Below are 20,353 nucleotides of genomic sequence, written 5' to 3'. Positions count from 1 at the left end.
CTCACCTCAGTTGGAGCAATTATCCCCTTTAGAGGTGTCCAGGAACATTGGACCACTACAACCTACTTTTCTTTGCAGCCGCAAAGAAAAGTAGGCAAAAGAAAGCGGCTCAAACCGCCAGTGTGACGCCGTCCCCCACTGCCCTCCAATCGGAGCGGCTCCGGGGCATCCGTCATCACGCGTCGTCACCCGGAGTGACAAAGGGCTCATCCTTCCGGCGGCGCTCCGCGCGCCGTGGGGCATAACCCAAAACAGTGGGATGAGCGTGTATTCGTAGAACTCCTGCATATGTGCCTGCACCACGTCTGGTTTGCCTTGCAGACCCTTCCGCACGCGCGTAGCGCGCAGCGGGATGAATGAGTCCTTTGTCACTGAGGCGGAGTGTGCGGGGTGACAGATGCCCCGGAGCCACTCCGATAAAAGGCGAGTGGTCCACTGCGTCACACTGGCGGTGTGAGCGGCTGTCTTTTGCCTACTTTTCTTTGCCGCGGCAAAGAAAAGTAGGTGCCGCCCCGCACAGGGGCAACGCTTGCGGCCCGCCGCGAAAACAAGGAAAGGCCAACACCGCCATCACCCGCACCAAAACCCACCAATAACCCAATTAAATCTGAAACGCGCTCTCAGGGCCGCGCATGAGCGGGCTCTTCCACACTCGCGTGGCGCGCGGCGCTCTCAGCGCTCTGCACACTACCAGCGCGCTCACCCACGCGGCGCTCCGCACGCTCCACCCCCAGCCAGGCGGCCAGCGCAGGCAACAAAAACACCGCACCAAACAGGTTCACAAGGAACATGAACGCCAACAACACACCCATATCCACCTGAAACTTGAGCGCGGAACCCGCCCACGTGCCCACGCCAATAAACATCGTAGCCGCCGTAAAGAGCGCCGCCGTGCCACGCTGGCGCATCGCTTCCCCGAACGCCTCGGGCAAGCTCGCCCCCGCACGCACCTCATGCTGCAAGCGCTCGTAAAGATAGATACCGTAATCGACCCCCACGCCCACGCCAAGCGTGATAACTGGCAGCGTCGCCACCTTCAACCCGATACCGAGCTTCGCCATCACCGCATTACAAAGAATCGAGACAATCGTAAGCGGCACAATCACACACAGCACCGCGCGCCACGACCGGAACGTCACGAGACACAGCAGAGCGATAGCCCCGAAGATAGACAGCAGCATGGCGATCTCGGCATCCGCCACGGCCTCGTTGGTGGCCGCCATCACCCCCACATTGCCGCCCGCGAGCCGGAACGCCACGCCCTTGGTCTCATCTTCCGCCGCGAAGCGCTTGATCTCGTCAACGATATGCGCGATCGTGCGGCCTTCATGGTTATCCGTGTAGATCAACACCTGGATCGCCTGGCAGTTCTCGGTATTCATACCGTTGTCAGGATCGAACGCGCTCGCCCCCTGCGTAAGGCCATCGGTCGAACGCGGCAGCGCGGCCCACCGCGGATTGCCCTCGTTAAACGCGGCAATCGAAACCTTCGCGAGCGATGGCACGCTCACCACCGACTGCACGCCGGACACACCGCGCATCTGCATCTCGAAGCGCTCGATGGCGCTCATGACCGGGTAGTGAAGACAGGCATCGTCGTAGCCTTGCGTCTCCACGATCACGGCAAGCGCGTCCACGCCAATGTTGTACTGGCTCGTGATGCGCGCGTTATCCACGTTGTAGCGCGAGTTCGCGCGCAGCTCCGGCGCACCCGAGCCGATGTCGCCAATCTGCAGGCCACGCGAGGCCTCGGCGCCGTATGCGAGCAGCGCGAGCGCCACCGCGAATACGCCAAGCGCGGGCAGCGGCCGCGCAAACACCCCGAAGCGCGCCCAGCCACCGTCTTTGCTGCGCACCGCGCTGCGCTGCGCACGCGCAAGCGCGCCGCGCTCCAGCTTCGTGTACGAGAGAAGAATCGGCAGGAACACCTTGTTCGTGATGATCATCAGCATCACGCCCAGGCACGCGGTCACGCCAAGCTCCCGCACGATGTCGATGCGGATGCGCATGATCACCATGAAGCCCAGCGCGTTCGTGAGCAATGCCACGGTGCCCGGCACGAACAGCTTGCGGAACGCGTCGCGCGCGGCGTCGACCGAGGAAAGTCCGGTGGCCAGCGCCTGCTTCCACGCGTTGGTCATCTGCACCGCGTGCGAGACGCCAATCGAGAAGATCAGGAACGGCACGAGGATCGACATCGGGTCGATGCCGAGGCCGAGGATCGGCAGCGCGCCCAGCAGCCACACCACGGGCAGCAGCGCGACGCACAGCGCGAGCGCCGTAGTCTTGAGCGAGCGTGTGTAGGCGAGCAGCAGCGCGGCCGTCACGGCAAACGCGATGCCGAAAAACACCATCACGCCCGCGATGCCCGACTCCACGTCGCCCACCAGCTTCGCGAAGCCGATGATGTCCACTTCCACGTTTTGATTGGCGTAGCGCGCGCGGATCTGTTCGAGTTGCTTGGCCACCGCGCCATAGTCGAGCCGCTTGCCCGTGGTGGGATCGGTCTCGCGCAGTTCCGCGCGGATCAGCCCGGCCTTGAGGTCGTTGCTCACGAGCCGGCCAATCTGGCCCGAGCGCGCCACGTTGCGGCGCACCTTCGCGAGGTCGTTGGGATTGGCGCTGCTGAACTGGCCCGGCACGACCACGTCGCCGCGAAAGCCCGCTTCGGTCACTTCCGTGTAGCGCACGTTCGGCGTGAACAGCGAGAACACGCGCGAGCGGTTGACGCCGGGGATGAAGAAGACGTCGTCGGTCGCGCGGCGCAGTTCGTCCATGAACTGCTCGTTGTAGATGTCGCCCTGGCCTTTCCAGCGCAGGCTCACGAGCACCGTGTTGGCCCCCGGGAACGCGCTGGCGTAGCGGTTGAACACCTGCATATACGGGTGTTCCATCGGGATCATCTTGTTGAAGCCCGGGTCGAGCCGCAGCCGCGCGGCCGAGAAGCCGAACGCGGCGGTCAGCGCCACGCACACGGCGAGCAGCACGAGGCGGTGGCGCATGATAGCGCCGGCGCAGCGGTCGACGAAGCGCGCGAGCGCGGAGGAACGGGTAGAGGCAGTCATGGTGCGTCTCACAACGAATGACACAACGAATGGCACAACGGTTCGCATTACGAATCGAATTTTGAATCGCACTGCGAGCTAACGCGGCGGGAAGAACTCAACGCGCCGCGGTCTCAGGAAGGTGCGTGCGGGGGCGTATTCGAAGGCGCGCTGGGCGGTGCGTCAGGCGCTGTGCGCGAGGGTGCGTTCGAACCCGCAAGCTTCGCGGCATTCGCCAGGTCGCGCGGCGCCGGCACGGTCTGCGCGGGCACGGTCCAGCGCGTCACGCCGGCCTCGCCGGCCACCAGCACGCGGCCCTGCCCTTCGTCCAGCACGGCGGCAAGGCTCTGCACGCCGCCCGCCTTGCGCACGGCATAGTGCTCGCCTTCGTCGTCGGAAGTGACGATCGCGCCGCCCTGCCCGACCAGCACGAGGCGGCCGCCCGGCAACTGCGTCGCGCCGAAGTACGAGACGCCCACGCCGCTGTCGACGTGGGCCCATGTCTGCCCGCCGTCGGTCGAGCGCACCAAGTTGCCGCGCATGCCGTAGGCGAGCCACGTGCCGTCCGCGAGCGGCAGCACGCCGAAGAGCGAGCCCGCATAGGGCGAGGGACGCTTGTCCCAGGTCGCGCCGTCGTCGTTGGAGACGAGCAGCGTGCCGGTCTCGCCCGCGATCACGATGCGCCCCTTGCCGTCACCCGCAATCGCGTTGAGATGGCGGTCGCCCGTCGGGGTCTTCCCTGCGGTCCACGTCGCGCCTTCGTCGTGCGAGACGAATAGTTGTCCGAAGCTGCCAATCACGAAGATCGGCCCGTTCGCCTGCCCCCAGATCGCGAGCAGCGGGTCGGAATGGCGGTGGTCGAAGTGGGTTTCCTGCCAGTGCTCGCCGCCGTCCACGGTGCGCAGGATCCAGCCGTCGTGCCCCACGGCAACGCCTATGCGCGGCGAAACGAAGAACACCTGGGTGAGCGTGGACGCCTCATCGGGCGTGACCGTGGCGCGACGCCAGCTCTTGCCGGCGTCGTCGCTCAGCAGGATCACGCCGCGCTCGCCCACGGCGACCGTGCGCGAGCCGGCCTGGGCGAGGCCGTTGATCTGCAGATGATTGGCCGCGATGGTGCTGGCGGGGAAGGCGGGCAATGGGCGCGGCGAGAACGCGAAGAGCGCCGCGCCCAGCACCGCCGCCGACATCAGCAGGCCCGGAAGCGTATTTTTCACGGAGTGTCTCCTCCTGGTGTGACTGCTTTCTGTGACTTCTTTCTGTAACGTCTTTCTGCTGCTACTGCGCGTGCTGCATGGACTGCCTGCGCTGCGTCCTTCGCGGTCTACGCCGCGATTTCGAACAGCGCCGCTGCGCCCATGCCGCCGCCGATGCACATCGTCACGACCGCGAGCCGCGCGCCGCGCCGCTTCGCTTCAATGAGCGCGTGCATCGTCATGCGCGCGCCCGACATGCCGAACGGGTGGCCGAGCGAAACCGCGCCACCGTTCACGTTCAGGCGCTCCATCGGGATGCCAAGCTTGTCGCGGCAGTAGATCGCCTGGCAGGCGAAGGCCTCGTTGAGTTCCCACAGGCCGATGTCGTTCACCGTGAGCTTGTGGCGCTCGAGCAGTTTCGGCACGGCGAAGACGGGGCCGATGCCCATCTCGTCGGCTTCGCAACCGGCCACCGCGAGGCCGCGGAACGTGCCCAGCGGCGCGAGCCCGCGCGCACGCGCGCTTTGTGCGCTCATCACCACCACGGCGGCGGCGCCGTCCGAGAGCTGCGAGGCATTGCCCGCCGTGATGTATTCGCCCTGTGCGACGGCTTCGCCGCCGCTCCACACGGGCTTGAGCGCGGCGAGGCTCGCGGCGCTCGTGTCGGCGCGGTTGCATTCGTCGCGCTCGGCGCGCACGTTTTCGTGGCCCGTGACGTTGCCCTCTTTATCGAAGAGCGCGCGGCGCACGTCGAGCGGCACGATCTCGGCGTCGAAGCGCCCCGCCGCCTGCGCCGCCGCCGTGCGCTGCTGGCTCACGAGTGCGTAGGCGTCCTGATCGGCGCGGCTGATGCCGTAGCGGCGCGATACCACCTCGGCCGTTTCGATCATCGCCATATAGGCGGCGGGCTGCTGGGCGAGCACGCTTTCGGCCCGCGCGCGATAGCTGTTCTTGTGGCGGTTCTGCGTGAGCGTGATCGACTCCACGCCGCCGGCCACGACGATGTCCGCGTCGCCGCAGGCGATGCTGCGCGAGGCCACCGCGATCGACATGAGCCCCGACGAGCACATGCGGTCCAGCGCCATGCCCGGCACGCTCGCGGGCAGCCCGGCGGCGATTGCCGAAAGACGCCCGATGTTGTAGCCCTGGGTGCCCTGCTGCGCGGCGCAACCCATGATGACGTCGTCGACCTCGCGGCCTTCGAGGCCTGCGCGCTCTACGGCCGCGCGCACCACGTGGCCGCCAAGCGCGGGCGCCTCCGTATCGTTGAAAACACCCCGGTAGGCTTTGCCGATGGGCGTACGCGCCACCGAGACAATCACGGCTTCGTTCATCGAATGCGTTCCTGTTTTTCCCGTGTCTGGGACTAAATCAATCTGAAAAGCGAGAATCAGAAGTAGTAGCGGCTGATGGTGTCCGCCACGCAGCCCGGCTTGGGCTCGCCTTCAATCTCCACGCTCACGCGAATCCACGCCTGCACGCCGCCTTCCAGCGCCTCGGCGCGCAACAGCTCGCCCACGCCGCGCACACGCGCCCCCACGCGCACGGGAGCCGGGAAGCGCACGCGCTCGCAGCCGTAGTTCACGCCCATGCTTGCGCCGTCGATGCGCACGATCTGCGGCAGGAAGTAGTTGACGAGCGAGAGCGTGAGATAGCCGTGCGCGATACAGCCGCCGAACGGGCCGCTGCGCGCGCGCTCGGGGTCCACGTGGACCCATTGATGGTCGAGCGTGGCGTCGGCGAAGCGGTCGATGCGCGCCTGGTCGATCTCGAACCACGGGCTCGCGCCAAGGCGCTCGCCCACCGCTTCGAGCAGCTCGCCCGGTTGCGCGAACACGCGCACGGGCGTGACGGGAGCAGTAACGTCGAGCGTGCTCATCATGCGTGCTGGCTGCTCACGGAGAGCACTTCGCCGGTTAGATACGACGCGTAGTCGCTTGCGAGGAACACCATCACGTTTGCCACCTCCCAGACTTCGGCGGCGCGCCCAAAAGCTTCGCGCGCGGCCAGTTGTTCGAGCAGTTCGGCCGGAGCCGACTTCTTCAGAAAATCGTGTAGCGCAATGCTCGGCGCCACCGCGTTGATGCGCACGCCATGCGGCGCCGCCTCCAGTGCCGTGCAGCGCGTGAGCGCCATGACGCCCGCCTTCGCGGCCGCGTAATGCGCCTGTTCCGCCTGCGCGCGCCAGCCCAGCACCGACGCGTTGTTGACGATCGTGCCGCGCCCACGCGCCTGCATGTGGGGCAGCATCGCGCGCATCATGCGGAACGTGCCGGTAAGGCTAATGTCGATCACGCGCGACCATTGCGCATCGTCCATATCGACTAGGCGGCAGGAGCCACCGAGGCCCGCGTTGTTGATGAGGACGTCCACGCCGCCCATGCGCGCCTCGGCGTCGGCCACCAGCGCCTGCACCTGCTCCTCGTTCGAAACGTCGGCGAGGCGCCCGTAGACGGCGTCCAGACCCGTTTCCTCGCGCAGCCGCGCAACGGCTTCGGCGAGGCGCTTCTCGTGGATATCGGAGATGAAGAGCGCGCGGCAGCCCTCTTCCGCACTGCGCTTCGCCGCCGCGAAGCCGATGCCCGCGCCCGCGGCGGCGGTGATGAGCACCGACTTGCCCGCGAGCAGTTGATGACCCGCCACATAGGGCGGCGCGACAGCAAGACCTTGTGGAGCATTCATGCTTGACCTCGGGGTTCTTTAGGCATGCCGAGCCCGCGCTCGGCCATGATGTTGAGCTGGATTTCGTTGGTGCCGGCGTAGATGGTGTCGGCGCGCGAGAACAGGAACACGCCCTGCAGGCGGCTCAACTTCACGTCGTTCGCATCGACGAAATTGGCGCGCTCGCCGAGCACGTCCATCGCGAGCTGGCCCAGTTCGCGGTGCCAGTTCGACCAGTAGTACTTATAAATGAGCGACGACTTGTCTGGCATACCGGCTGCGGGCGCGGCGGCAGCGGATGTGCCATCGCCCGCGCCCGCGAGCATGCGCAGCGCGTTGTAGCGCATCGTGCGCAGCCCGGCCCACGCCTTGGCGATGCGCGCGCGGATGGTGGGGTCGTCGGCCACGCCCGCCTCGCGCGCCGCGTCGATCACCCAGTCGAGCTCGCGGATGAATTGCATCTGCTGGCCGAGCGTGGAGATGCCGCGCTCGAAGCCGAGCAGCGTCATTGCGATGCGCCAGCCGTCACCGGGCTCGCCCACGAGATCGGCGGCCTCGGCGCGCGCGCCATCGAAGAAGACCTCGTTGAATTCCACGCCGCCATTCATCTGGCGGATCGGGCGGATCTCCACGCCGGGCTGGTCGAGCGGTACGAGCAGGAACGAGAGGCCCTTGTTGCCGCGCGATTGCGGGTCGCTGCGCGCGAGCACGAAGATCCACTCGGAGTCGTGCGCGAGCGAGGTCCAGACCTTCTGTCCGTCGATGCGCCAGGCGCCATCGGGCTGGCGCTCGGCGCGCGTGCGCACGTTCGCGAGGTCCGATCCCGCGCCGGGCTCCGAATAGCCCTGGCACCAGAACTGCGTGCCCGCGAGGATGCCGGGCAGAAAGCGCGCGCGCTGCTCGGCGTTGCCGCAGGCGACGAGCGTGGGGCCGAGCAGGCCCTCGCCGATGTGCCCCATGCGGCCGGGGCCGCCCGCGCGCGCATATTCCTCGTGAAAGATCACCTGGTCGGCAATGCTCCAGCCGCGCCCGCCCGCCTCCACGGGCCAGCCGAGCCCCGTCCAGCCGCCCAGCGCCAGCTCGCGCTCCCACGCCTTGCGCAGTTCGGGGAAGGCGTCTTCGTCGCCGGGGCCGCCACGGTAGCGCAGGCACGCGAATTCGCCGCTTAGGTGCGCCGCCATCCACGCGGCGATCTCGGCGCGCAGACGCGCTTCGCGGCTGCCGCCCTGCTCGTTGAAATTCGAATCGATGCGTGCGTTCATGCGCTCGCTCCTGCAAGAACCGGTGCTGCCACGCCATCGGCCGAGGCATTGCCGCCATCGTGGCGCGCACTGTCGATCACGTGACGCGCGAGCCAGCCATAGAGCCAGGGCGTAGAGCCGAACAGCGCCCCGGACGCCTGCGCACGCTTGAAATAAAGCTGTGGATCGTACTCCCAGGTAAACCCCACTCCGCCGTGCAGCTGAATGGCTTCCTGGGCGCAGAAGCGGAACGCGTCGTTCGCGCTAGCCTTGGCGACCGCGATATCGGCGTAATTGGCCACGCCCGGCCCGGCCGCAAGCGCGCCCTGCGCCGCGTCCCACGCCGCCGCCGCGCCGAGCACCGCCGAGCGCGCCGCCTCCACCGCCACGAGCATTTCCGCGCAACGGTGCTTGACGGCCTGGAACGAGGCGATGGCGCGCCCGAACTGCACGCGCTCCGCCGTGTAGGCGAGCGTGAGATCTAGGCATTGCTGCGCGCCGCCCAACTGCTCGGCAGCCAGCGCGAGCGCCGCGAGCCAAGCGGTTTGTGCGAGCGCGTTGCGCACCACCTCGCCGCGCGCGAGGCACGCAGCGGGTGCCACGCGCACATTGTCGAGCGCGATGCCGGCGAATGCGCGCGTGGCATCGAGCGTCGCGAGTGGCGTGCGTGTCACGCCCGCGTGTGCCGTTTCCACCGCGAAGAGTGCGATGTCATCACTGCCGCCATCGGCCAGGCGTGCGGGCACGAGCAGCAGGTCGGCCATCACGCCGTCCAGCACGGCGCTGAACGTGCCGCTCAGGCGGAACCCGTCCGGCGTCGCGTGTGCTTCCACGGTCGATGCCTGCGCGGGCAGGCTCGCACTTTCGTCCGCTTCAAAGAGCAACGCATGCTCGATCGCCAGCGCCGCGCGCGTCTCGCCCGACGCGATGCGCGCGAGCCAGCGCACGGCCTCCTCGCTGCCTGCATCCGCTTGTGCGCCGCTAGCACCGATTTCGTCCCCCGTGCAACGGGCCAGCGCCTGCGCGGCCAGCACGGCAGTGCCGAAGTACGGCACGCAGGCGAGCCGCTGCCCGAGCTGCTCCATCAGGAGCACGAGCTCGGTGGCGCCCAGACCCGCGCCGCCCGCGCGCTCCGGCACGCTCAAGCCGCACCAGCCCAGCTCCGCCGCCACGGTCTGCCAGAGCGCGGCGTCGTAGGCCGCATGACGCTCGATCACGCGGCGCACATCCGCCGATGCGCTCTGCTGCGAGAGCACTTCGGCCGCGCTCTCGCGGATCATGACCTGCTCTTCGGTCAGTACGAGGTCCATGGCGTCAGCTTCCATAAACGCGCTGGGCCGGCCGCGCCTGTGCGAGCAGCGCCGTCACCGCCGCGCCCACTTCGCCTGCGGGCCAGCGCGCGCCACGGTCCACGCTCGGCCCCGTGCGCCAGCCTTCGGCCACCGCGATCATGCCGCCCGAGACCTCGAACACCTGCCCCGTCACCTCGCCCGACGCCTCGCTCGCGAGCCACACGACCAGCGGCGCGACGTTGGCCGGGTCGAAGGCGTCGAAACCGCCGCCCTCGGGCTTCTTCATCACCTCGGCGAATACGGTCTCGGTCATCGCCGTGCGCGCCGCGGGGGCGAGCGCGTTCACGCTCACGCCGTAACGCTGCAGCTCGGCGGCCTGCATCAGCGTGAGCGCCGCGATGCCGGCCTTGGCCGCGCCGTAATTGGATTGCCCGATCGAGCCTTGCAGCCCCGCGCCCGAGCTCGTGTTGATGATGCGCGCCGCCACCGGCGTGCCCGCCTTCGCGGCGTCGCGCCAGCCGCGCGCGAGAATGTGCGCGAGGCAGAAGTGGCCGCGCAGATGCACGTTCATCACCGCGTCCCAGTCGTCCTCGGTCATGCTCGTGAACATGCGGTCGCGGCAGATGCCGGCGTTGTTCACGAGCGCATGCACCGTGCCGAAGGCGTTCTGCGCGGCATCCACGATGCGCTGTGCCGTGTCCATGCGCGTAATGTCGTCGGCGTTCGCGATCGCGCGGCCGCCCGTCAGCGCGATCTCCTCGCTCACGGCCCGCGCCGCGTCTTCGCGCACGTCGTTGACCACGACCGCCGCGCCCTGCTCCGCCAGCGCGAGCGCATATGCGCGCCCCAGCCCGCCGCCCGCGCCCGTGACAATCACGGTCCGTTCCTTGCAGATTCCCATGCCTGACCTCTCGTTGTGTTGCTCTTGCCGCGGCTTGCGCGGCTTAGGGCCTGTTCCCGCTAATAACAGGCTCCAAGTCGCCCGCGTTATGTGCGTGCCGTCCCCGGCGCTGTTCTCGGCGCTGTTCTCGACGCTGTTCTCGACGCCGCGCTCAAAGCCGCTCAATGATCGTCACGTTCGCCAGGCCGCCGCCTTCGCACATCGTCTGGAGTCCGTAGCGACCGCCGGTGCGTTCCAGCTCGTGCAGCAGCGTCGTCATGAGACGCGCGCCGGTTGCGCCGAGCGGATGGCCCAGCGCGATCGCGCCGCCGTTCGGATTGGTGCGCGCCGCGTCGTAGCCCAGTTCCGCCAGCCACGCGAGCGCGACCGAGGCGAACGCCTCGTTGATTTCCACCACGTCGATGTCGTTCATCGAGAGGCCCGCCTTCTTCAGCGCGTGGCGCGTGGCGGGAATCGGCGCGGTCAGCATCCAGAGCGGATCGTCGCCCAGCACGCTCAGGTGATGGATGCGCGCACGCGGCTTGAGGCCGTAGCGTTGCAGCGCCTCTTCCGAGACGATCAGCAGCGCCGCCGCCGCGTCGCAGGTCTGGCTCGACACGGCCGCCGTGAGCGAGCCGCCCGGCATCAGCGGCTCGAGCGAGGCCATCTTTTCGAGCGAGGTGTCGGGGCGCGGAGTCTCGTCGCGCGAGAGGCCGAAACACGGCACGACCTCGCGCTCGAAGCGCTTTTCCTCGATGGCGGCCACCGCACGCCGGTGGCTCTCCAGCGCGTAGCGCTCCATCGCCTCGCGCGAGAGCCCCCAGTGATCGGCGATGCGCTGGGCCGCGTCGAACTGCGAAACCGGCGCGTCGCCAAAGCGCGCGCGCCAGCCCGCGCTGCCCGAGAACGGGTCGCTGAAGCCGAGCGGCACGGCCGCCGTCATCGCCGACGAGATGGGGATTTGCGTCATCGTCTGCACGCCGCCCGCGATCACCACGTCCTGCGTGCCGCTCATCACGGCCTGAGCCGCGAAATGCACAGCTTGCTGCGAGGAGCCGCACTGGCGGTCCACGGTCACGCCGGGCACCGTGAGCGGCAGGCCGCCGGCGAGCCAGCAGGTGCGCGCGATATTGCCCGCGAGCGGGCCGATGGTGTCCACGCAGCCGAACACGACGTCGTCGTAGTCCGCGGCGGGAATGGCGTTGCGCTTGACGATTTCCTGCAGCACGAAGCCGCCGAGGTCGGCGGCATGCACCGGCGCGAGCGTGCCCTTGCGGCGGCCCGTGGGCGTGCGCAGCGCATCGACGATATAGGCTTCTTTCATGGTCACTCCAGTTCGAATGTGCGCGCGGGACCGATGGCCGTCCCCGCGTCGATGAGCGTGCTGGCCACGCGCTCGCGATGGAAGGTGGCGTCGCCCCAGCTGCCCGCGAGTGCCCAGATGCGCTTGACGAAGATCTGCAGGTCCAGCTCCCACGTGTAGCCCATCGCGCCGTGCACCTGGATGGCGTGGCGCGCGGCCAGTTGCGCGGCGCCGAGCGCGGCGAGCTTCGCGTGCGAGACGTAGAGCGCGCGCTGCGGGTCGTCGGTGGCCAGCGCGCAGGCCGCGCGATAGACCACCGGACGCGCGAATTCATAGCGGATCGCGACGTCGGCGAGCAGGTGCTTCACGGCCTGATACGCGCCGATAGGCTTGCCGAACTGCTTGCGCTGCGAGGTGTAGTCGATGGCGGCGTCGAGCACGCGCTGCGTGAGGCCGAGCAATTGCGCGGCCACCGCGAAGACGCCGTGATCGAGCGCGGCGTCGAGCAGCGGCGCGGCGCTTGCGGCGTCGGCGATGCGCGTGGACTCGCTCGGCGTCCATTCCAGCTCGAAGATGCGCCGCGACGGATCCACGCTTTGCACCGCCTTGCGCGTGCACGCGGCAGGCGCCACGCGATGCAGCTCGCCGTCGCGCTCGCACAGCAGCACGTGGGCGACGTGCGCGTCGGCGACATACGGATTCACCGGATGCCCGAGCGCCACGCGCGCGTTGCCCGCCGCGATCTGCGCGAGCAGCGTGTCGCGCCAGTCGCTCGCGGGCAGCCTTGCGAGCAGCGCCACCGTCACGAACGAGGTGTCCATCAGCGTATCGGTCCCGCCGAAATAGCCCCAGGTCTGCGCGAGCAGGGCCCATTCGGCAGCCGACATGCCAAGGCCGCCCTGTTCTTCCGGCACCGAGACGGCCGTCATGCCCTGTGCCGCCAGTTGCGCCCAGAGCCGCTCCGAGCGCCCGGTTTCGGTCTCCCACAGCTCGCGGAGCAGTTCCGGCGTGAGCTCGGTCATCAGAAAGCGGCGCGCGGTATCGGCCAGCGCTTCCTGGTCTTCGTTGAATGAAAAGTCCATATGTCTCCCTGTCGACCGGAGTTGGTGCTTTAGCACTTACTCCGGTCCCATGCTTCGCGGTCGACCGGAGTTAGTGCTTCAGCACTTACTCCGGTCCCATGCTTCGCGGTCGATCGGAGTTAGAGCAAAGCTCCTTACTCCGGTCCCATGCTTCGCGGTCGACCAGAGTTAGCGGCCTCAAACCTCAACCCGCCTTATCATCAGCATTCCGAATCGAATCTCTGGCGGCAACCAACCGCTTCGTCGATGTTGTTCGCTAGCCGCGCGGCATGCCCAGCATGCGTTCGGCGACAATGTTGCGCTGGATCTCGTTGGTGCCCGCGTAGATCGGCCCGGCCTGGGCGAACAGGAAGCCGTCGAGCCAGTTGCCAAGGCGCGCGTGCGCCTCATCGCCGTGCGGCACCACTTCCGCCTGCGCGCCCAGGATGTCGAGCGCCGTCTGGTGCATGTGCAAATCGAGCTCCGACCAGAACACCTTGTTGGTGCTCGATTCGGCGCCAATGTGCCCGCCCTTCTGCAAGCGGCTCGCCGTCATGTAGGTGGAGAGCGCATAGGCCTGCGCATCCATCCACGCAGCGGCCACGCGCTCGCGCAGCGACGGGTCGCGCCGTGCCGCCTCGGGATTTGCGAGCAGCAGCTCGCGCAGCGCCTCGGCCGTGCGCTGGAAGCGCGCCGGCGAACGCAGCATCAGGCCGCGCTCGAAGCCCGCCGTGGCCATCGCCACGTGCCAGCCCATGCCTTCGCCCGCGATGCGGTTGGCCACCGGCACGCGCACGTCGTCGAAGAAGATCTCGGCAAAGCCGGTCTGCCCGTTCAACTGGCGGATGGGCCGCACCGTCACGCCCGGCGCGTTCAGCGGCACCATCAGGAAGGTGAGGCCGTGGTGGCGCGTGGACTGCGAGTCGCTGCGAAACAGGCCAAACAGCCAGTCCGCCCAGACCGCGCGCGTCGACCAGATCTTCTGCCCGTTGATCACGTACTCCTCGCCGTCGCGAAACGCGCTCGAGCGGATAGCCGCCATGTCCGAGCCCGCATTCGGCTCGGACCAGCCCTGCGCCCAGACGTGCTCGCCCGAGGCCATCGCGGGCAGGAAGCGCGCCTTCTGCTCGTCGGTGCCGAAGTCCATGAGCGTGGGGCCGAGCAGGAAGATGCCGTTCTGGTTCACGCGCATGGGTGCGTCGGCGCGCCAGTACTCCTCCTCGAAGATCAGCCACTCGATCAGGTCGCAGCCGCGACCGCCCAGCTCGCGCGGCCAGGTGACCATGCTCCAGCGGCCCGAGTGCAGCGTGCGCTCCCACTCGCGATGCGCGGCGAAGCCCGCTTCGGTGTCGAAGCTCGGCAGCGGCTTGCTCGGCACGTGCTCGGCGAGCCACGCGCGAATTTCCTCGCGAAACGCGCGTTGTTGCGGTGTGTAGTCCAGCTTCATGCGCGACCCTCGCCCGGTTGTGCAGTATCAAAGCGCGCCTCGCGCTTTTCGACGAAGGCGCTGCGCGCTTCGGTCGAATCGTTCGACATGTAGGCCTGCAGCGTGAAGCCTTGCTCCCAGCGGTATTTGTCTTCGAGGTCGCCGTCTTCCACGCCGTTGAGCGCCTCCTTCGCGAGCGCGAGCATCGTGCCGCTCTTCTCGGCTATGCGCTGCGCGAGTTCGAGCGCCGCGTCGCGCAACTGCTCGCGCGGCACGACGCGCTCGACGGCACCGAGGCGCCATGCCTCGTCGGCGCCCACCATGTCACCGGTGAAGTACATCGCGCGAACCTTCTGCACACCGAACATTCTCTGCAGATGCGCGCCACCACCCATCGCGCCGCGGTCGATCTCGGGCACACCGAAGCGCGCGCACTGCGAGGCGACCACGATATCGGCCGCGCCGCAGATGCCGATGCCGCCACCGAGCACGAAGCCGTGCACGGCCGCGATCACGGGCTTCGGGCTGCGGTGCACGGCGCGAAACGTGGCGTAATTGCCCGCGTTCACCGCCACGATGCGCTCGGGATGCGCCGAAAGCTCCTTGATGTCGACGCCCGCGCAAAAGCCGCGCCCTTCCCCGCGCAGCACGATCACGCGCACGCTCTCGTCGCGGCCGAGCGCGTCAATGGCGGCGGCGAGCGCGTACCAGTCCTCGCTGTCGAGCGCGTTCACGGGCGGGCGATCGAGCGTGAGCTCGGCCACCGCGCCCTGATTGCCCACACGGGCGATCGAGAACGCGGGCTGCCGTCCGCCCTGGGCGGTGGTGGCCACGGTCGCCCCGTTTGTTGTTCCGTTATGGCTTGCTTGTGTCATGTCCCCCGTCCCTCGTCTCGTGAATGGGTCAATGCTTGAATGCTTCGTGCGCTGGCGCTCATCTCGTCAGCGCGCGATATGTCCACTACAGTCCGCTTATCGCCTGGGTCACGCGCGCACCGCGGCGGCTTCGGCATGTGCAGCGTTGCCGCGCATCGCGGCAAGCGCATCGAGCCGCTCGCACGCCTCGCGCACGATGCGCAGGATCACCGCCTCGCACGGCTCGATCGCGCCGATCATCGCCGCCGCCTGCCCGCCCGGCAGCACGCCTTCGTCGGGCTGCCCCTCGACGATCGCGCGCTGGATCAGGTACGGCGCGTTCGCGGCCATCAGCGTCTGGCTCGCGGTATAGCCGTGCTCGCGCAGCGCCTTGATGCCAAGCGTCGCCATCTGCGCGAGCGAGAGGCCGTTCTGGCGGCGCCACGCCTGAGCTGTGCGCAGCGCGAAGAGCGTGCGGCGCAACGGCCCGAGCGACTCCAGATGCAGCAGATACGGGTTGTCGATCATGCGTTGCGGCAGACCGTCGAGCGCCGCCGAAACGCGGATCTGCGCCGGGTCCTTCACGGCCACGTAGCGCGAGAGCGTCTCGCGCGGCACGGGCGACTCCTCGGTCATGAGAAAGCGCGTGCCCATGGCGATGCCGGCGGCGCCATAGCCGAGCGCGGCGGCAAGTCCACGTCCGTCGAAAAAGCCGCCCGCCGCGATCACCGGCACCTGCACGGCGTCGAGCACGCGCGGCAACAGCAGCGTGGTGGGCACCGAGCCCGTGTGGCCGCCGCCTTCGGCGCCCTGCACGGTCACCGCATCGGCGCCCAGTTCCACGGCTTTCGCCGCATGTTTAGGAGCGCCGACCGTCGGGATGCACAGCACGCCCGCGTCCTTGAAGCGGCGGATCGTCTTCGCATCGGGCCCGCGTCCGTAGCTCACCGCGCGCAGCCGGTGGCGGATCGCGAGATCGACCACCTGCGCCGCGTTGGGCTGGAACATATGGAAGTTGATGCCGAAGGGCCGGTCGGTGAGCGATTTCACGCGCAGGATCTCGGCTTCCACGCGATCCGCTTCGAGCGTCGCGCCCGCGAGAAAGCCGAAGCCGCCCGCGTTGCAAGTGGCCGCCACGAGGCGCGCGTCGGCCACCCAGCCCATGGCCGTCTGCACGACCGGATAGCGGCAGCCGAGCAGGTCCGTGAGCGGCGTGCGCAGTTCGCGCGGTGTTTCGGCGGAAGGTCCGGCGCCCAGCGCGTTCATGACGTGCCCTCCGGCGCGGCTTCCTTCGCTTGCGTGCCCGGCGCGCGTTGCGACTGCGCCATCTTGCGCGCGTCGTAGCCGCCCAGGCGGTCGCCGCTCACGAGCTCGTTGTGCGCGTGCGCAAAGTGATGCCAGGCGAACGCGGCGTCCATCGCCGCGCGCTTGCCCTGCAACTCCTCGACGTGATTGAGCGCCTGCTTGGTGAGCGCGAGGCCGAGGCGCGGCATCGCCGCAATCTTCGTGGCCATCTCGTAGACGCTCTCGCGCAGCGCCTCGCGCGGCACGAGGCGGTTGACCATGCCCATCTGCTGGGCGCGCTGCGCGTTCATGCGCTCGCCGAGGAACAGAAATTCCTTGGCGATGCGCGGGTTCAACTCATAGGCGTGCGCGAAATACTCCACGCCGGGAATGCCCATGCGCACGACGGGGTCGGCGAAGAAGGCATCCTCGGAAGCGACGATCAGGTCGCACACCCATGCGAGCATCAGGCCGCCCGCCACGCAGGCGCCCTGCACCATCGCGATGGTCGGCTTGGGCAGATCGCGCCAGCGGCGGCACATGCCCAGATAGACCTCCTGCTCGCGCGCATAGAGGAACTCGCCGCCCTCCTTGTTCACGTGGTCGTACCAGAGCGACTGGCGCTCGAACGACGTGTCGATGTCGCGCCCCGGCGTGCCGATGTCGTGCCCCGCCGAAAAGTGCTTGCCCGCGCCCGCGAGCACGATGACCTTCACGGCGTCGTCGTGCGCCGCGCGCTGGAACGCGGCGTCGAGCGCATAAGTCATCTTCGAGTTCTGCGCGTTGTGATACTCGGGGCGGTTCATCGTGATGGTGGCGATACCGTCCGCCACCTCGTAGAGCACGACTTCCTGGCTGTGCGAAAGATTCTCCTGCATGATGGCCTCGCTTCGCTTCATGCGCGCCGCGGCGCGGGATTGTCGCGCAGAATCGCTGCGCGCAGGTTATGCGGATCGAGCGCACGCACGATGCGCAGATCCTCGGCGCTGGGCGGCGCGGTCGTGCCGATATCGTCGGCGGCCGCGAGCGGGAAGCCGGTGGCCGCCTGCACTTCGTCGAAGCTCACGCCGGGGTGCAGCGAGCGCACGCGCACGGCGCGGTCCGGGCCGCCGAAGTCCATCACGCAGAGGTCGGTGACGATCGCGCGCAGATCCGTGAACGCGCGCATGCCTTCGATCTCGCGCGCCGGGTTGTAGCCCACGCTGCAGACCATGTCGACTTCGCCGGACACGAAGGTGCGCGTGCTGTGGCCCGTCACGAAGAACGAGTTCGCGTGGTTGATGCTGTTGCCGGGAAAGCCGCGCGCGCCCAGCAGTTGCGTCTTCGGCTTCGCGTAGTCGCTGCCGAGCCACGAGATGTTGGCTTGCCCGAAGCGGTCGATCTGCGTGGGCATGACGAGTGCGTGGCGGCGTCCGTGCCACACGCAGTCGAACACGCGCTCGTAGGTCATCCAGCCGCTCGCCGCCACGCGGTACGAAGCGTCGCGCGGACCCAGCGGCACGGGAGTCTCGACGAGGTACGCCTCGCCGTCGGTGAGCATGAGGCCGGCGTTGTACGCAAGCCGCGCGAGGCCGGCCGCGAGGCGCGGGCCCGTGCCGATGCCGGTGGCGAGCACTTCGCCGTCGTCGCGCCAGAGTCTGGCCGAGGCGACGATCATCAGCTCGGCGAGGGAATAGTCGAATGCGTCGTTCACGCTCGTTCCTTTCACAGAATCGGCAGCGGCAGCGCCGCCACATGGGAGGGACCACCCGCGCCTTGCAGATACGCGTGCTCGTTCGGGCCGACCACGTCGCGCAGATACGCGGCGGTTTGTTCCGGGCTCGCCGCGGCGGCGCTATACGCCTTCAGATGCGGCAGATCCCAGCCGTAGGCCGGCGCGCACGAGGTCGGGTGTGCGCCGCACGGCGCGTGCACCACGCCCGTCACGAGCGAGCGCTCGAACGGATTGCGGCGTGCCGCTTCGAGATCGGGGCTCGCGAGCGAATCGGCCAGCGTCTCGCAGCTCACGAAGGTGCGCTTCGCGGCGCGCGCGAACCAGGCGTCGAAGAACGGATCGGGACCGTCGATGCGCGTGTTGCCCATCGCGTCGGCGGCGTTCACGTGCAGCAGCGCGGCATCGAGCTCGATGGCCTGCATCGCGAGCAACGTTTCGTCATCCTCATAAGGCGAGCGAACCGTGCGCAGGTGCGGCGCGTGGCGCAGCAAATCGGTGCCGAGGCCCACGCGAGTGGGGAGGAACGGCAGGCGCGCGGCAGCGGCGCGCAGGCCCAGTTGCAGCAGGCCCTCGTCCAGTTCCCAGACATCGATCGCGCCGGTCTCGCGTGCGCGGCGGAAATGCGCCTCCAGCGGGATCACGTCGAGCGAGACGAATCCGAACACCACCTTCTTCACCTTGCCTGCGGCGCACAACAGGCCCACGTCGGGGCCGCCGTAGGCGACCACGGTGAGATCGCGTAGCGAGGAGCGCGCAATCTCGCGCACGAGCGCCATGGGCTTGCGGCGCGGACCCCAGCCGCCGATGCCGATGGTCATGCCGTCTTCGAGCTGCGCGACGACATCGCGCGCGCTCAGGCGTTTATCGAGCGTTTTCATCAGGGTTCCTCAAAATCCGATGCTGAAGTCGTGGCCCCAGAGGCTCACGCGCGTGGCTTCGTAGACGCTGTGCTCGCGCCAGTCGACCTGCAGGCCGCCATAGCCGTATTCGAGATCGAAGCCGCCCGGCGTCTTCATGTAGAACGAAGTCATCTGGTCGTTGCAATGGCGGCCGAGCGTGGCCGAGAGCTTCACGCCGTGCGCATTCATGCGGTCGAGCCCGCGGCCCACGTCGTCCATCGAGGGGACTTCGGCCATCACGTGGATGCAGCCCGAGGGGACGGCGAGATCCATGATCGCGAGGCTGTGGTGCCGGGCATTGCCGCAGTGCAGGAAGTGGATGCGCTTTTCGGGTTCCGCCGGGTCGGCGGAGAAGCGCACGCGGAAGATATCGGAGAGCGCGAAGCCCAGCACGTCGCGCAGGAAGGCGTCGGTGGCGTCGAATGCCGGGGCGGGCAGCACCGCGTGGCCCAGGCCCATGGCACCGGTTATGAAGCCGGGCACGCCCACGGGCGAGACGAAGCGGCGGAAGTCCGAGCGCACGCCCCAGAAGAACTCGTGACGGTTGCCGGAAGGATCGAGGCACCAGACCATCGACTGGACGCGGCGCAGCGCCGTTTCTTCAGCGCTTGCGCGGCGCGGCTCGATGCCCGCTTGTTCGAGCCGCGAAACGAGCGAGGCGAGCGCCGCTTCGTCGGCGAGCTCCCAGCCAGAGGCGAAGTAGCGCTCCTCGCCGCCGGGCACGATCAGGTAGCGGTAATCGCGCTCGTCCATCTTGAGGTACAGCGCGCCGCTCGCCGCGTCGACGGCTTGCATGCCCAGCACGTTCTGCGCATAATCGCGCCAGTTGCTCATGTCCGCCGACTGCACGACGACATAGCCCAGCGCCCGCACATCGCTCATGTTGCCCCTCCAGAAAACCCGTTGTAGTGAGGTCTATTCTGGCCGCGCCGGGCAAGTGCAACATCGTCTGTTGAGACTATGGGGTGGGGGCCCGCGCGGGGCGGGCTGGTTTGGTTTGGGCGGTTGTTATGGCGCGTGGGCCTTAACTTGTTTTCGCGGCGGGCCGCAGGCGTTGCCCCTGTGCGGGGCGGCACCTACTTTTCTTTGCAGCCGCAAAGAAAAGTAGGCAAAAGAAAGCGGCTTAAACCGCCAGTGTGACGCCGTCCCCCACTGCCCTATTGATCGGAGCGGCTCCGGGGCATCCGTCACCTCGCACACTCCGCGCTAGTGACAAGGGGCTCATCCTTCCCGTCACGCGCTACGCACGGGCGGAAGGGTCTGCAAGGAAAACCGGGCGGGATTTCCGGCGAATGCGCGGGGGACTACCCGGTGAATGCACAGGCGTGCTTCCAAACGAATAAGTTGGAGTTCTACAAATGCGCGTAGATCCCACTGGTTTTAGTTATGCCCCACGGCGCGCGGAGCGCCGCCGGATGAATGAGCCCTTAGTCACTCCGGCGAACGGCATGTGGTGACAGACGCCCCGGAGCCACTCCGATCAATAGGGCAGTGGTGA

General features: G+C 68.1%; 17 protein-coding genes. All 17 read right to left on the bottom strand.

From position 1 onward, the window contains the following. Positions 1-620 precede the first annotated feature (620 nt). The 17 genes from EYW47_RS32890 to EYW47_RS32810 all read right to left on the bottom strand — a co-directional run bounded on the left by EYW47_RS32890 (position 621) and on the right by EYW47_RS32810 (position 19,737). Positions 621-3,065, bottom strand: a complete 2,445-nt coding sequence (locus EYW47_RS32890) for an efflux RND transporter permease subunit (RefSeq protein ID WP_133198990.1) — start codon at positions 3,063-3,065, stop codon at positions 621-623. Between the two features lie 113 nt (positions 3,066-3,178). Continuing rightward, a complete protein-coding gene (locus EYW47_RS32885; RefSeq protein WP_133198989.1) occupies positions 3,179-4,261 on the bottom strand; it encodes a WD40/YVTN/BNR-like repeat-containing protein in 1,083 nt (360 codons plus the stop codon). Positions 4,262-4,368: 107 nt separating this feature from the next. Continuing rightward, positions 4,369-5,574, bottom strand: a complete 1,206-nt coding sequence (locus EYW47_RS32880) for an acetyl-CoA C-acyltransferase (RefSeq protein ID WP_133198988.1) — start codon at positions 5,572-5,574, stop codon at positions 4,369-4,371. Positions 5,575-5,630: 56 nt separating this feature from the next. Continuing rightward, positions 5,631-6,122, bottom strand: coding sequence for a MaoC family dehydratase (locus EYW47_RS32875; RefSeq protein WP_133198987.1), 492 nt, complete (start codon positions 6,120-6,122; stop codon positions 5,631-5,633). After that, positions 6,119-6,922 carry an SDR family oxidoreductase gene (locus EYW47_RS32870; RefSeq protein ID WP_133198986.1) on the bottom strand — a complete coding sequence of 268 codons (804 nt, stop codon included), beginning with the start codon at positions 6,920-6,922 and terminating at the stop codon, positions 6,119-6,121. Before EYW47_RS32870 ends, EYW47_RS32875 begins: the two co-directional genes overlap by 4 nt. Further along, positions 6,919-8,163 carry an acyl-CoA dehydrogenase family protein gene (locus tag EYW47_RS32865; protein WP_133198985.1) on the bottom strand — a complete coding sequence of 415 codons (1,245 nt, stop codon included), beginning with the start codon at positions 8,161-8,163 and terminating at the stop codon, positions 6,919-6,921. Before EYW47_RS32865 ends, EYW47_RS32870 begins: the two co-directional genes overlap by 4 nt. After that, the gene (locus EYW47_RS32860; protein ID WP_133198984.1) at positions 8,160-9,452 is read right to left on the bottom strand and encodes an acyl-CoA dehydrogenase family protein; all 1,293 of its coding nucleotides are present in this window, start codon (positions 9,450-9,452) and stop codon (positions 8,160-8,162) included. The genes EYW47_RS32865 and EYW47_RS32860 overlap by 4 nt, the downstream gene beginning before the upstream one ends. A 4-nt stretch (positions 9,453-9,456) precedes the next feature. Further along, positions 9,457-10,335: an SDR family oxidoreductase gene (locus tag EYW47_RS32855; RefSeq protein ID WP_133198983.1), complete on the bottom strand. Its 879-nt coding sequence runs from the start codon at positions 10,333-10,335 to the stop codon at positions 9,457-9,459. Positions 10,336-10,486: 151 nt separating this feature from the next. Beyond that, a complete protein-coding gene (locus tag EYW47_RS32850; RefSeq protein WP_133198982.1) occupies positions 10,487-11,638 on the bottom strand; it encodes an acetyl-CoA C-acetyltransferase in 1,152 nt (383 codons plus the stop codon). 2 nt (positions 11,639-11,640) lie between these two features. Then, positions 11,641-12,699, bottom strand: coding sequence for an acyl-CoA dehydrogenase family protein (locus EYW47_RS32845; protein WP_133198981.1), 1,059 nt, complete (start codon positions 12,697-12,699; stop codon positions 11,641-11,643). Positions 12,700-12,955: 256 nt separating this feature from the next. Continuing rightward, positions 12,956-14,125 (bottom strand): acyl-CoA dehydrogenase family protein, encoded by a 1,170-nt coding sequence (locus EYW47_RS32840; protein ID WP_133198980.1) that lies wholly within the window; start codon positions 14,123-14,125, stop codon positions 12,956-12,958. Next, positions 14,122-14,979: an enoyl-CoA hydratase family protein gene (locus EYW47_RS32835; protein WP_133198979.1), complete on the bottom strand. Its 858-nt coding sequence runs from the start codon at positions 14,977-14,979 to the stop codon at positions 14,122-14,124. The genes EYW47_RS32840 and EYW47_RS32835 overlap by 4 nt, the downstream gene beginning before the upstream one ends. 108 nt (positions 14,980-15,087) lie before the next feature. Beyond that, positions 15,088-16,224 (bottom strand): NAD(P)H-dependent flavin oxidoreductase, encoded by a 1,137-nt coding sequence (locus EYW47_RS32830; protein ID WP_133198978.1) that lies wholly within the window; start codon positions 16,222-16,224, stop codon positions 15,088-15,090. After that, positions 16,221-17,141: an enoyl-CoA hydratase gene (locus EYW47_RS32825; protein ID WP_377785370.1), complete on the bottom strand. Its 921-nt coding sequence runs from the start codon at positions 17,139-17,141 to the stop codon at positions 16,221-16,223. Before EYW47_RS32825 ends, EYW47_RS32830 begins: the two co-directional genes overlap by 4 nt. Next, on the bottom strand, positions 17,138-17,899 hold the full coding sequence (locus tag EYW47_RS32820; protein WP_377785371.1) for a CoA-transferase subunit beta: 762 nt from the start codon (positions 17,897-17,899) through the stop codon (positions 17,138-17,140). The genes EYW47_RS32825 and EYW47_RS32820 overlap by 4 nt, the downstream gene beginning before the upstream one ends. 47 nt (positions 17,900-17,946) lie before the next feature. After that, positions 17,947-18,834 (bottom strand): CoA transferase subunit A, encoded by an 888-nt coding sequence (locus EYW47_RS32815; RefSeq protein WP_133198976.1) that lies wholly within the window; start codon positions 18,832-18,834, stop codon positions 17,947-17,949. A gap of 9 nt (positions 18,835-18,843) precedes the next feature. After that, the gene (locus EYW47_RS32810) at positions 18,844-19,737 is read right to left on the bottom strand and encodes a VOC family protein (protein ID WP_133198975.1); all 894 of its coding nucleotides are present in this window, start codon (positions 19,735-19,737) and stop codon (positions 18,844-18,846) included. Between the last annotated feature and the right edge of the window lie 616 nt (positions 19,738-20,353).

Origin of the sequence: Paraburkholderia silviterrae, from assembly GCF_004353915.1 — a bacterium.
Lineage (GTDB): Bacteria > Pseudomonadota > Gammaproteobacteria > Burkholderiales > Burkholderiaceae > Paraburkholderia > Paraburkholderia silviterrae.
This window is presented reverse-complemented; position numbering and strand designations above follow the sequence as displayed.

Coding starts and splice junctions, on each gene's coding strand:
- EYW47_RS32890 (WP_133198990.1), bottom strand. CDS start 3,065: ATGACTGCCTCTACCCGTTCCTCCGCGCTCGCGCGCTTCGTCGACCGC.
- EYW47_RS32880 (WP_133198988.1), bottom strand. CDS start 5,574: ATGAACGAAGCCGTGATTGTCTCGGTGGCGCGTACGCCCATCGGCAAA.
- EYW47_RS32875 (WP_133198987.1), bottom strand. CDS start 6,122: ATGATGAGCACGCTCGACGTTACTGCTCCCGTCACGCCCGTGCGCGTG.
- EYW47_RS32870 (WP_133198986.1), bottom strand. CDS start 6,922: ATGAATGCTCCACAAGGTCTTGCTGTCGCGCCGCCCTATGTGGCGGGT.
- EYW47_RS32865 (WP_133198985.1), bottom strand. CDS start 8,163: ATGAACGCACGCATCGATTCGAATTTCAACGAGCAGGGCGGCAGCCGC.
- EYW47_RS32860 (WP_133198984.1), bottom strand. CDS start 9,452: ATGGACCTCGTACTGACCGAAGAGCAGGTCATGATCCGCGAGAGCGCG.
- EYW47_RS32855 (WP_133198983.1), bottom strand. CDS start 10,335: ATGGGAATCTGCAAGGAACGGACCGTGATTGTCACGGGCGCGGGCGGC.
- EYW47_RS32850 (WP_133198982.1), bottom strand. CDS start 11,638: ATGAAAGAAGCCTATATCGTCGATGCGCTGCGCACGCCCACGGGCCGC.
- EYW47_RS32845 (WP_133198981.1), bottom strand. CDS start 12,699: ATGGACTTTTCATTCAACGAAGACCAGGAAGCGCTGGCCGATACCGCG.
- EYW47_RS32840 (WP_133198980.1), bottom strand. CDS start 14,125: ATGAAGCTGGACTACACACCGCAACAACGCGCGTTTCGCGAGGAAATT.
- EYW47_RS32835 (WP_133198979.1), bottom strand. CDS start 14,979: ATGACACAAGCAAGCCATAACGGAACAACAAACGGGGCGACCGTGGCC.
- EYW47_RS32830 (WP_133198978.1), bottom strand. CDS start 16,224: ATGAACGCGCTGGGCGCCGGACCTTCCGCCGAAACACCGCGCGAACTG.
- EYW47_RS32825 (WP_377785370.1), bottom strand. CDS start 17,141: ATGAAGCGAAGCGAGGCCATCATGCAGGAGAATCTTTCGCACAGCCAG.
- EYW47_RS32820 (WP_377785371.1), bottom strand. CDS start 17,899: ATGATCGTCGCCTCGGCCAGACTCTGGCGCGACGACGGCGAAGTGCTC.
- EYW47_RS32815 (WP_133198976.1), bottom strand. CDS start 18,834: ATGAAAACGCTCGATAAACGCCTGAGCGCGCGCGATGTCGTCGCGCAG.
- EYW47_RS32810 (WP_133198975.1), bottom strand. CDS start 19,737: ATGAGCGATGTGCGGGCGCTGGGCTATGTCGTCGTGCAGTCGGCGGAC.